Here is a 13060-nt window from a genome sequence, read left to right as displayed (position 1 = left end):
GAATTGTAAATGAAGCGGTAGAAATTACTAATAATTTCACCATAAAAAAACGTCATTTTTTATTTTTAAAATGACGTTTTTTTATATACTTAAAGCTTTTGCATTGCACTTTCAATCCTCTTTACCAAATCAGCAGACACTTTATGAAAATACCCCAAAACAACCTTTCGAATATCATCAGAAATAACTTTCATATCACTAGCTAAGTTTTTAGCAAGATGTTCTTTTTCTATCGGTTTTAACTTCGCATAAAATTCACTAGGCTGCGTAAAGTCATCCTGTTTCGTAATAGAAGTTCTTTCAAGTTTACCTTCAACGTATCTTCCGTCACCGCTCGTTATTTGATTAGCAGGCGTCCAATTTTGCTGTTTGTTAATCGCCAATTTGCGAAATTCGGAACCAATTCTTCTTCTTTGAGAATCACTGTAAATGTTAGCACGCCCTTGCAGCATTTTATCATCTGATAGTTCTGCACCGTCTAGTAAATTAGAAGGGGAGAAGGCGACTTTTTCTACTTGCTCCATATAATTTTCAGGATTTTTATTTAATACCATTTTGCCTACTGGTATAAGAGGATACTTCTTTTCATCCCATACTTTTGTATCATCTAAAGGGTCATAAGAAAGATGTGCTTCATCTTTCGGATCCATGAGCTGGACATATAAACCGTATTCTACTGGTTTACCATTTGCAATTGCATCACATAAATCTTTCCCGCTATAATCAGAGTTTTCAGCAGCCAGTTTATTCGCTTCCTCACTAGTAATGTATTGTACACCTTCAAAGGGGTACCAATGATACTTTACATACTTTCGATTACCTTCTGCATTTCTCCATACATATGTATTAACACTATGTCCTGGGATGTGGCGAAGACTTTTGGCCGTACCAGCATCAGAATATAAATGGACAACGAAATGAATGGATTCAGGCGCTCTAGCGACAAAGCTCCAAAATCTATTAGGGTCTATTAAGTTATTTATAGGTGAAGGTAACAACGCTTGAATCGTTTCAGGGAAACGCATCGGATCACGAACGGAAAAGACAGGGATGTGATTACATAAAAGATCGAAAATGCCTTCTTCTGTATAAAACTTTGTAGAAAAACCGCGTACATTTCTAGAAGTGTCAGGTGTTCCTTTCGTACTAACGGCTAATGAAAATCGCACCATAACAGGAACTCTCGCATTAGAATTTTGTAAAAAACGTAGTTTAGTATGTTCAGACATTGGATAGATCGTTTGAAAATAACCGAACGCACCAAAGCCTTTTACATGAACAGGTCTTTCTAAAATTTTTTCGTGAATAAATTCTTGTAGCGTCTCGTGAAGTACACTATCTTGCTTTAGAACAGGTCCACGTGAACCAACTGTTTGTGAGTGAAGTATAGCTTGTTCATTACGTTCTCTATTTTCATTAAAGTCATTCCCTAGTAAAGATTGCCCCTGTTTATCATAGTTTTCATCCATCTATATAGCCTCCAAATCTTTTTTGTCCATTGTTACTAAATATGATTTCATAGCCTTGATTATGTATGACACGCAAAGTCCAAAATGGTAACAGACCGCTAGATGAAAAAAATGCACATGTAGTGGACCTGTTGAAATAGAAGAAATTATGGAAAAATGAATATCGGGAAGAAAATTACTATGAAAATTTCAATCTAAAAAATGAATTTATACATGATTTTATAGAGAATGAACATAAATAAACAGGGAAAATAACTAGGAGGAATTTAAAATGTCGGATTGGTTTCAATTAGATAAAGAATATATGATGTCTACGTATTGTCGTACGAAGGTTGCGATAGAAAGAGGAGAAGGTTGCAAACTATATGATGTGGATGGTAAAGAATATGTAGATTTATTTTCTGGTGTCGGAGTGAATGTATTAGGATACAATCACCCGAAAATCGTGCAAATGACAATGGAACAAGTTACGAAATCGTTGCATCTTCCATTTCATTTTTTAAATCCAGTTGCGATTGAGTATGCAAAGAAATTAGTTGACTGCTCTTTAAAAAACGGAAAGGTCTTTTTTACAAACTCTGGTACGGAAGCGACAGAAACGACATTAAAATTAATTGATAAATATAGAGCTAATACGGGAGAGGAACGTGAAGGAATCGTAGTGCTGAAGAATAGTTTCCATGGGCGTACGTTAGGAGCACTTCATTTTACGAGACAAGAAAGTGTATATCAAAATTTCCCTAAAACATCGATTCCGGTATATGAAGTAGAGCGTGAGAATATAGAGCAATTAGAAGAAACAATCGTTAAAGAAAATCCAATTGCGATTATGCTAGAGCCTGTATTAGGCAGCGGGGGGATATACCCTTTATCAAGTGAATATTTACATGGTGTTCAAAACTTATGTGATAAATATAATGTTATTCTTATCGTTGATGAAGTTCAAAGTGGTATGGGGAGAACTGGTAAACTATTTGCTTATCAAAATTTCAATATTACTCCGGATATTATTCAAATTGGTAAGGGAGCAGGAGGCGGGATACCGCTAGGTGGAATCATTGTAGGTGAAAAGTTATGTGATGTATTTGCACCAGGAGATCACGGCACAACGTTTGCTCATTCTTCAATGGGAACCGCTTTAGGGTTAACGGTATTAAACACATTGATTGACGATGGTTTAATGCAAGAAGCGTATGAAACGTCACACTATCTAAATGATAAATTGCAAGAAATTCAGAAAGAAAATTCTTATTATATTCAGGAAGTACGCCATGCTGGTATGATGTTTGGAATTAGTTTGAATGATACGAATGGAAATGTAAAGAAATTACAGGTAGAGCTAATGGAGAAAGGGATGTTAGTTGATGTTACACAAGGGAACATCATCCGTTTACTTCCTCCATATATAATTAAAAAAGAAGAAATTGATGCATTTATTACTCAATTTATTTCTTGTATGGATAAAGTTGCTGCTGTAGTAAGTGCTTAAAAGTTAAAAGCTAAATTTTATATAAAGTGCACTCTAATTGTTAAAAATAGTTTTACAATTGGGGTGCATTTTTTATAGTTGAATTTTGTGAAATACAGTTGTTGGTAAATGATAACGAAAAAAATAGAAGGGATTTCATTATATTTGATACATGATTGAATGATATTTTACTGTTGAAGAAAAGAGAAAGTAAATATAAAGATAGTAGATAAAACGAGTGGTACTAACAACGAGTGATAGAACGTTTTGAAAATAATAGCATACGAATATATAAATAATAAGAATGAGGTGATATATTGGAAAATAATGATATTCAATTTACTTCTTTACAAATGAGAACGGATAAATATGGTTGGGCTGGTATTCAATATGCAAATAAAAAGCAAGCCATCTTATATACTCGAAACGGAGGAGTAGAATGGGATGTTGTTAATCCTCTAAATTCAATTGTATTATTTGCATATCCAATAAACGCTCGAAGCTCTTGGGCATATGGTTTAACAAAAACGAATGACGATCTATTGCCAGCTATATTTTATACAGTTAATAGAGGGGAAAGATGGAGTGAGTTTATTTTACCGGTTGAAGAAGATTGGGAGAAATCGACTGATGTTCAAGTGCAATTGCATGCTACGAATATGGATAGTATATGGATTGTATTATCTAGAAAGCTTGCATCAAATAAATTTGAACATAATTTATACTATTTGAAAACGAAAGGGAAAGCTTGGAAAGTAATAAAAAATATAAGTATTAGTGATAGTATTTCAGGGATAACATTTATAAACGATTTAGTCGGATTTATTTCATTACAAAAACATTATGAAACATCAACGGTATTTAAAACAATAAATGGTGGGGAAAGTTGGCAAGCTATAAAAGATATTCCAAGTCTTGAAGGAATTAATACTGGGACTGCTATGGCTTATAAAGCAATCTACAAAAATAACCTATTAGTAATACCAACTAAAATGAATGATGATAAATTTTTAATGAACTACTCATTTGATAAGGGGAATTCGTGGCATATTTCAAATAAAATAATAAATACTAGTAAAGTGGCTGTTTCTTTTTTTAGTTCCTATTATGGCTGGGTTATAAATAGTGAAAATGGAAGTGTATATCAAATAATAAAAAAAGGATCAAAATGGATAAAAGTATCAAGTAATCCATTGTTAAAAAATGTATTTTGTTTGCATTTTTTTAATCGGCGTAAAGGTTGGGCGTGTAATAAAAAAGAAATATTTACTACAACAGATCGCGGTATAACATGGAAAAAGGTGGTATATAAAATTAATAATATTGATAAATTTGTTTAATAGAGTCCTAAAGAAATTAGGACTTTTTTTGTTTTTAAATGGTGAGAGTTGTAACAAACAATGATAAGAGGAAGGAGGTAAGTGCAGAACTTATATTTTCAAAAATAGACGGTTGTTTTTACACAGTATAATTCACTTTTGAATATGTTAATAAAGTAGCAAATTCATAGGAAATGGTAATACTTAATATTTTATGTCACATGATGTGTAAAGGGGGCGTGTAATGAAATCGTTAACGGTTATTATTTTGTATAGTGAAAGAGCACAAATATTAGAAGAGTCAATTCAATCTATATGGAAGCTAAATCCTCTTGAAATTATAATTTTCGTTCCTAACGATAGAAGTAATTTGTATGAAATAGCAAAGAAACATAAATGCCATATTGTTTTGATGGATAAATATAGTACGTATTATGATGGGTATGAAGCTTCTGTAAAGGCAGCTAAAGGAGATGTATTGTTATTTGTAGATAGTAATTTTTTATTATCTTCAAATGAAATGAAGAATTTTATTGAGCCAGTTGTTACAAATCAGGCTGATGTAGTATTAAACAAAATAGATAAATTTATAGAAGTTGGTAAATGTCCAAATACGGATATTGTTTGGAGAAAAATGTTAAATGAAATTTTAAGTCGACCAGATTTAAAAAGCAATTCAATACTTTCATTACCATATGCACTTACGAAAGAAGTAGTGGTAAATATCGGCTTTGATTATATAAAAGATATCGTTCTAGCTCATATGAACATAGTTAATCAAGGCTGGCGGATTAACGATCAATATGCAATAAAAACGTTATCTAGAGATGAAACGTTAGAAGAGGAAGGTTATTTAGTTAAAAAAGAATTGTCAGAAAACGAAAGGGAAAAAGTGGGAAAATATTTAATCGGTATTTCTAAATGGATAGAGAAAAAGGGAAAAAGAGTAGGGTTTACTGATGCAGGAAAAAGAAGAGATATTATTCAAAGATTAGGTGAAAGCAAGCAGTATCCTTCGTATCATCGAGGTTGGGGAATGCATTCTTCAATTTATGACGGGAAACAACTATCTGTCATTATACCAGTGCAAAATGAAGAAGAGACTATAGAACAAGTAATACTTGAGGCAAGAAAAATAGAACCGCTAGAAATAATTGTCGTTGTAAATGGTTCGACAGATCAAACGGCCAATATTGCTAAAAGACTTGGTGCTACTATTATTGAATATAACGAACGACTTGGTCATAATGTTGGACGTGCTATTGGAGCGCTTGAAGCTACAGGAGATATCCTTTTATTTATTGATGGTGATTTTAGTGTTTCAGGAAGTAATTTGCATCACTTTACAAAAGCAGTTTCAGCTGGTGTAGACATAGCATTAAATGATTTGAATCCGATGTTACATCCTCCGTTTTATGTTGTAGACGTCGTAAAGTATATGCTTAATTTAGCATATAATCGTCCAGAATTAAGTAATGGCTCATTAGTAGCAATTCCACATGCTATGAGTAGATCATGTTTAGATGCAATAGGCTGGGAAAGTTTACTATGCCCTAGTCTTGCACAAGTAAAAGCTATATTACAAGGGTATAGAGTAGAATGTGTACATTACGTTGATGTTGTAAAACCGAATAGAATTCGTTTAATGGAGAATGTAAGTCATAATGGACATCCTCCAGCGGTATTAAGAATAATTGGTGATCACGTTGAAGCTCTCTCTTACTTAATAGAACACCTTGAAATAGATGGAAAGGGTGATTAAACTGTTAGACCAGTACAAAAAAATTAACATTTCATATGAAGAATTATGGCAAATGGATTTTCAAACTACAGAACCATTTATACTCAAGGTTGATTGGGGTAAAGTAACGTATGAATTTTTAATTCGTATTAAGCCGGGTGCTTCTAACACTATTGTTTTTGGATCCGGAGCAGGTGGATTTCAAGAACAGCCAATCGGTCCACCTATTTTTCATAGACATTCTTGGATGGAAGAGTTTGAAGATACTGTTATATATTATAATGATCCTACATTATATCTTGGAAAATTATCTTTAGGTTGGGGACAAGGGGAGTTAGATAGATTTTACTTACAAGATATAGCAAATATTTTAGAAATATTATTTACAAAGTTAAAAATTGATTCGAAAAATGTGTTGTTTTATGGCAGTTCCGGGGGAGGGTTTATGTCTTTAATTTTAGCTGGATTCGTTAAGGGCTCCACAGTTTTAATTAATAATCCTCAAACAAATTTATTAAAATGGATACCTGTACCAATAAATCTAGTTTTTGATTTGTCTTATCCAGGTTTATCAAGAGAAGAAGTTGAGGAGAAATTTGGCGAAAGAATTAATGTTGTGAAATTTTTTAATCACATTAAATATGTACCGAATATTTATTTTTTGCAAAATTTCGCGTGTGAATTTGATGTGCAAAATCATTTAATACCATTCATTTCTGAATTAGAACAACTGGATAAAGATACAGAAGTAAATCAAATTGTAATAGACTTATATTTCGATAAAAAAGCAGGGCATGCAGCGGTAGGTAAGAGTGAAACAATTGAATATATAAAAAAAGTAAAGCCTAATCAGACTGTAAAAAAAGAACAAAAAGAAGTGGCACTGTCAGTCGTTATAGTTTTAGGAGAAGAAAAATCAAAATTGAATCAAATTTTAAACAAAGTGCACCATATAAAACCATTAGAAATTATCATTGTAGCTGATGATAGAATGAGTGCGATACAATCCATACCTACATTTGTTGAGAGTAACGTTGTTGTTATTGAAGAGAAAAATAAATGGAAAGCACCAGTTTATGGGGCGAAAATCGCTAATGGAGATGTAATTTTATTTTTAAATGGAGAAGATGTTATTTTTTCGGTAGAATTAGAACGATTTATAGAACCACTACTAAAAAAGGAACAGGATGTAATCTTGAATAACATAGACTCTGTATGTTTTGAAAAGATGAGAGTAGAATGGCCAAGCATTGCTATGGTGTATAGAAAAATAGTAAACGATGTATTGGGGCGTATGGATTTAAAATATGATTCGATGTTATCTATGCCATATGTTATTACTAAAAAAGCAATTGAAGACATTGGATATGATATCTTGCAGAACCCTATTCTGTCCCAAGTAACTCTTATTGAGAAAGGGTGGCGACTACAATCCTCGTCAGCTATCACTAACACCTCCTTGAATAATATACCCGCAAACAAAACCTCTTTCTATAAAAATGAATTAACTAAATTAGAAGTATGTGAGATTAAAGAGAATGTAAAAGCTTTGGAAAGTTGGTTACAACGAAAAGATGATAGAGGTAACTATACAGATGGAGGAAGAAAAAGAGAAATTATAGAGCAACTAAAAAAACAAAAGAATTATTCAAGTTTTCATAAAGGATGGGGTATGAATTCATCGATTTATAATGGGAAACAGTTATCAATTATTATACCGGCACAAAATGAAGAAGCGACGATTAAAGAAGTTATTCTTGAGGCAAGAAAAGTTGAACCGAAAGAAATAATTGTTGTCATTAATGGGTCAACAGATCGGACAGAAGTAATTGCAAAACAATTAGGAGCAACCGTAATTGTTTATCAAGAAGCATTAGGGCATGATGTAGGACGGGCAATTGGTGCACAAGAAGCCACAGGGGATATACTTCTCTTTATTGATGCTGATTTTGCTATTCCAGCAAAAGATCTTCATCCGTTAACGCAGGCTGTTGCGGATGGTGTTGATATGGTTTTAAATGATTTAAATTTAAATCTTAGATTTCCTCTATATATTGTAAGTTTATATAAATATATGTTGAATATTGCTTGTAATCGTAAAGATTTAGGTGTGGGATCCACAATTGCTGTTCCCCACGCTATTAGTCGAAAATGTTTAGAGGGAATTGGCTGGGATACTCTTCATACAGCGTGTGTTGCGCAAGTAAAGGCAATATTAGCAGGATATAAAGTTGAATGTGTCCATTTTGTAGATGTAATGAAACCAAATCGTATTCGTCCAAATGAGCACTTTGCAACAGTAGGACATCCACCAGCTGTATTGAGAATTACCGGTGATCATGTAGAAGGGCTTTCATATTTACTAAAGAATAGGGATTTTAAAGATTTATTTTAATTTGGAAGATACTTTACTAATAAGCGTAGAATAGCAACGGATAGAGTATAAGTTGAGTATTGGAATGAAAACAAAATTTAAAAAAGTGACCATTTTGGTTCAGGTGTAAGTGAAAAGTAAAAACTTCTTAAAATACATGAAGAGGTTTTTACTTTTTTATTTTAACTTATTTTAAGTATATCAAGTAAAAAATAAATAAAGAAGTAACGATAAGTTCTATATAACTTAATATCAGATGCAAGTAAGGAGGGAATACCTTTTCTTACATCAATAAAAGGTGTTTTAATATGTATTTAGAAATTAAGGTCTATCCAAATGTTGGGGCAGAAATATCTCTAAGGTGCAATTATGAATTTTCATCTGATTTTAATGTAATACCATTTACCGCATGTATTTCTATTTCAGTAAAAGATGATCTGAATTTGTTAATTAATTTATCTAGTTTAATAATAAATTAAACATATATAAAACTGATAAGAAAATAGCAGCTAATTTATAAAATTTAGTAGGAGAGTCGTGTCTAAATTCGATAAACTGCATATATTGTTAAGAGAAAGGAGGGAGAGTTATGGCATGTACTACGAATAATGTTTGTTTAGATGTGTGTCTTAAAATTACAATTACCCCTGGTAGTGGAATTGATGCAGAAGTGGATTGTGGGGGCACATGTGGGACAAGTCCTACAATTGTAATTAGTCCTAGTGGATCAATTGTTATTACTTTACCATTAGTTGCATGTTTCTCAATTGCACTAAAAGATGATTTAAGTGTTGAATCTTCATTAACAAGCCTCTCTTTTCAAACTTCTTAAGAAAATAAGAAAAGAAAAGCCTGCCTTCTACTTTTCTTTTGAGCTGATGTAAAAATAAAAAAGATGGTTACAAACCATCTTTTTTATTCTGTCATATATTAAAAATGAGATAATATATTATTTAGTAGGCAGGATGTATAATTAAAAGTACTCTTTTTGTTCGATCAGGTAAGAAATTGCTTCTATATGATCACCAATGATTTGTTGTGTTGCTAATGAAAGGCAACCTTGCTCAGAGAAGTGTTTTTCAGGTCGAACACGATTCATTTTATCGACGTCGACAGAATGGACATTTTGCACATGAAAGCCTGCTAAAATTGTTTTAACTTGACTTAAGGTTGGTGAAAGAAGTGAATTAAACCCAATTGTATGAATGCATTTTCGACTAAAAGCATGAGGGACAGCAATTGTGGATCCCATACCTAAATCTTTTCGATTACATGCTAAGTTAATAGCATATTTACATGCGGTGACGATAGAATAGGGGAGACGATACATATAGTAGTAATCTAGTTTATTTAAAGCTAAGTCCGTGCCATTTTGAATAGATTGTACAAATGGTAATAAATCACAACTAGAAATTAAGAAATCTCCATCTATAAATAATAATATGTCACCTTTGGCAAAATAGGCACCAACAGCACGTCCCGTATCATTTCCAAGTGCTTCTTCGTAACTAATAACTGTTGCATCGCAATCCTTCGCCAATTCCTCTGTTTTATCTGTTGATCCATTAACAATAACGATAATTTCAAAAGGTTTTAATTTCTGCACCTCAAAAATGACAGATTCTATCGTTTTTTCTTCATTTTGAACAGGGATGATAACTGATAATTGTTTATCTCCATAAGTATTCGAATAAAACTCTTTACCTGTAATTATTTTTGGAGTGGATTTTTGTTCCCCGTTGTGAAGCCCTAAAATAATATCCCGCTTTCGATTATTATCGGTATAATTTCCCCTTTGATCTCGCACTAGATTGATCCAATTTGCAATGGCTGCAAGATGATAATGAATGAGTTGAGTTGAAGGAAAAAAGGGAACTTGAGGGATAGAAATGTTTAATTGATCGCAAATCCGAAATTTATGTTCAATAATTTTCATTTGTGCCAATATTGGATTTGATAAACTATCTGAAGTAATTACCTCAAGTACTTCTTTTGTCATTGCATAGGGAGGAAATAATAAGGAGTTAACATTTAAATCTGGGCGATGAAAAAAATGATTCGTAACTTGCTGCCAAATCATTGCTATATTTGGCTGTTGTTTTTGATAGAAAAAATTATCTAAATTATTTAATACGACGTCAGCCGATTGTTTTAGTAATGGTTGAAGAAATTGTATAAGTGAGGGGGAGTGAATAATGTAATTTTCATCTAAAAATAAGAGGTACTCTCCCTTTGCTTTTTTTGCACCAATTACATAACAATTAGTAGATTCTATCGGCTCTTTTAGTGTAATAATTTCACAATTGTAAGATCGCGCAATATCAATAGAATCATCGACACTACTGATAATAGTAAGGATAATTTCAAAAGGTTGTAGTTGTTCACATGCTTTCAAAATTTTAGGTAAATTTTTTATTTTATGTTGTATGGGGATAATAATAGAAATTGAATTTTTACACATAAGCAGTCTCCTTTTTAATCAGAGGTAGTTGTTAATAAGATTAGATAAAAGAGGAGATATATTTTCTTCTTGTTATAAGCATAACAATCATTTAGTTTTATCAGACTCACAATTTTCTTTACTTGTATTAGAACCTTTATTTATTCCAGAAGCGAGTAAATTATTGAGAACGCTAAGGTCTAATTGCAGAGGGATGGAGTTTTCGGATGGAGTTTTCTCATTTTCTTTTTTTGTAGTTAATATAGTCTTTATATTTTTAATTTCTTTATATTGTTTTAAGGTAATGAAAAATCCAGAAATAATTAAGAGAAAAGAAACAGTAGTAAGTGAAAGTATTATTTCCAACATAAAATAGCCTCCTTTAAAACTATAATAATATTATAGTTGAATGTAATAAAACAGAATTCGAGCTAATGAGTTCACTTTTTAAATATATGCAAATCTTTAGTAAAAGTTACTGGTTTCTAAGTTATAGGAAACAATTATAGAAACGTTATAAATATAAATAAATGAAAGGTTCATTTGTAGTGTAAAGGTATATATTATATAGCCTAAACTTCATTTTATAAAAAGTTCAATAGGGTGTAAATTTATACAAAAAGAGCATTTAATTGGACAAATAATTAATTATGTGAAATAATAATGACAGACAAGGAGACGTTGATTTTCCTTAAGTGCTTCGAATTAATTTTATTCAATAAGAGAAGGTGTGCTTAAAGAAGTTAAATTAAAAAAGGAGCTGATTTATTATATGCAACAAAATAATGATTTAAATTTTGAACCTCAAGACGTTAATATTGTCAATCCTAAACAAGCCAGGAAAGCAGTAGTTGCTACTGGTATAGGGAATGCAATGGAGTGGTTTGACTTCGGATTATACGCGTATTTAGCGGTTATCTTAAGTCAATTATTCTTCTCAGGTGTTGATAATAGTGGATTGCAACTTGTACTTACATTCGGTACATTTGCAGCAGCCTTTCTCGTTCGACCAATCGGAGGTGTATTCTTTGGTAGAATAGGAGATAAGTACGGCCGAAAAATCGTGTTAAGTACTACTATTATTTTAATGGCACTTTCTACATTATTCATCGCATTACTACCAACCTATGAACAAATTGGTGTATGGGCACCAATACTACTTTTAGTTGCGCGAATGATTCAAGGCTTCTCTACAGGCGGCGAATATTCAGGAGCAATGGTTTATATCGCAGAATCTTCTCCAGATAAAAAGCGTGGTATACTCGGTAGTGGTCTTGAAATTGGAACACTCTCAGGTTACATTGCTGCATCGGTAATTGTTACCATTTTGACGTTATTGTTAACAGATGAGCAAATGCTCAGCTGGGGCTGGCGTATTCCTTTCTTAATAGCTGCACCAATTGGTTTGGTCGGTTTATATTTACGCCGTCATTTAGATGAATCTCCCATCTTTGAAGAGATGGAAAAAGCACAAGAGGAATCTGAAGACAACGAACAATTTTCATTTATGGATATATTAAAATATCACAAAAAAGACTTCTTATTAAGCACAGTAATTGTCGCCTTCTTTAATATTACGAATTATATGATTCTTTCGTATATTCCTTCTTATCTAACTCAAGTACTTAAAGTCAAAGAAACAACTGGCTTATTAATTATTTCAATTACGATGGCACTTATGATTCCACTGGCATTATATTTCGGTAAATTAAGTGATAAAATTGGTAATAAACGCGTCGTGCAAATTGGTTTACTTGGTTTAACTGTATTTGCAATTCCAGCATTTATATTAATAGGTAACGGACATATTGCTGCTATATTTGCAGGTATTTTCATTTTAGGATTCTTCCTAAGTGTATATGAAGGAACGCTACCTTCATTATTACCATCACTATTTTTCACTGATGTACGTTATCGAGCACTTTCGATCTCATTTAATATTTCTGTATCAATATTCGGTGGAACAACACCGCTCGTATGTTCATACTTAGTTCATGCTACTGGTAACCCGCTTGCACCAGCATTTTATTTAGCAGGTGTAAGTATTATTGGATTAGTCGCATTTAGTGTATTATTCGTTACAACTTCAGGACGTGCGCTAAAAGGCTCATATCCTACAGTAGAAACGAAAAAAGAAGCACACCAAATCGCTAAAGAAGACCCTGAAGAAACACTTTGGTGGCATGAAGAGTCGTTAGAAATTGAAGCAGGGAAGAATGCTTCAATTTAACAAGTAACGTGGAAGTATA

At 32.4% G+C, this 13060-nt stretch carries 9 protein-coding genes; 6 read left to right on the top strand and 3 right to left on the bottom strand.

What is annotated here, in order from left to right; genetic code table 11:
* Positions 1-89: 89 nt before the first annotated feature.
* The gene (locus ACU8YW_RS14970; RefSeq protein ID WP_106382949.1) at positions 90-1469 is read right to left on the bottom strand and encodes a catalase; all 1380 of its coding nucleotides are present in this window, start codon (positions 1467-1469) and stop codon (positions 90-92) included.
* Between the two features lie 271 nt (positions 1470-1740).
* Between ACU8YW_RS14970 and ACU8YW_RS14965 the strand changes: the two genes are divergently transcribed.
* The 5 genes from ACU8YW_RS14965 to ACU8YW_RS14945 all read left to right on the top strand — a co-directional run bounded on the left by ACU8YW_RS14965 (position 1741) and on the right by ACU8YW_RS14945 (position 9203).
* Positions 1741-2958 (top strand): aspartate aminotransferase family protein, encoded by a 1218-nt coding sequence (locus ACU8YW_RS14965; RefSeq protein WP_097908312.1) that lies wholly within the window; start codon positions 1741-1743, stop codon positions 2956-2958.
* A gap of 296 nt (positions 2959-3254) precedes the next feature.
* Entirely contained in the window at positions 3255-4277 is a 1023-nt protein-coding gene (locus ACU8YW_RS14960) for a hypothetical protein (protein WP_330938664.1), read from the top strand.
* Between the two features lie 223 nt (positions 4278-4500).
* A complete protein-coding gene (locus ACU8YW_RS14955) occupies positions 4501-6018 on the top strand; it encodes a glycosyltransferase family 2 protein (protein ID WP_262720548.1) in 1518 nt (505 codons plus the stop codon).
* A 52-nt stretch (positions 6019-6070) separates the two neighbouring features.
* A complete protein-coding gene (locus ACU8YW_RS14950) occupies positions 6071-8392 on the top strand; it encodes a bifunctional glycosyltransferase/dipeptidyl aminopeptidase/acylaminoacyl peptidase (RefSeq protein ID WP_179196845.1) in 2322 nt (773 codons plus the stop codon).
* Between the two features lie 568 nt (positions 8393-8960).
* Complete coding sequence (locus ACU8YW_RS14945) at positions 8961-9203, top strand: hypothetical protein (protein ID WP_000752473.1); 243 nt, start codon at positions 8961-8963, stop codon at positions 9201-9203.
* Positions 9204-9344: 141 nt separating this feature from the next.
* Here the strand turns inward: ACU8YW_RS14945 and ACU8YW_RS14940 are convergent, their stop codons facing one another.
* On the bottom strand, positions 9345-10832 hold the full coding sequence (locus ACU8YW_RS14940) for a glycosyltransferase (RefSeq protein ID WP_088063823.1): 1488 nt from the start codon (positions 10830-10832) through the stop codon (positions 9345-9347).
* An 87-nt stretch (positions 10833-10919) separates the two neighbouring features.
* Complete coding sequence (locus tag ACU8YW_RS14935) at positions 10920-11180, bottom strand: hypothetical protein (protein WP_000889750.1); 261 nt, start codon at positions 11178-11180, stop codon at positions 10920-10922.
* 403 nt (positions 11181-11583) lie between these two features.
* Between ACU8YW_RS14935 and ACU8YW_RS14930 the strand changes: the two genes are divergently transcribed.
* On the top strand, positions 11584-13041 hold the full coding sequence (locus ACU8YW_RS14930; protein WP_088063937.1) for an MFS transporter: 1458 nt from the start codon (positions 11584-11586) through the stop codon (positions 13039-13041).
* The last annotated feature ends 19 nt before the right edge of the window (positions 13042-13060 follow it).

The organism is Bacillus pretiosus (assembly GCF_052947655.1).
The sequence above is the reverse complement of the archived record's forward strand: the minus strand, read 5'-3'. Positions and strand labels throughout refer to the sequence as shown.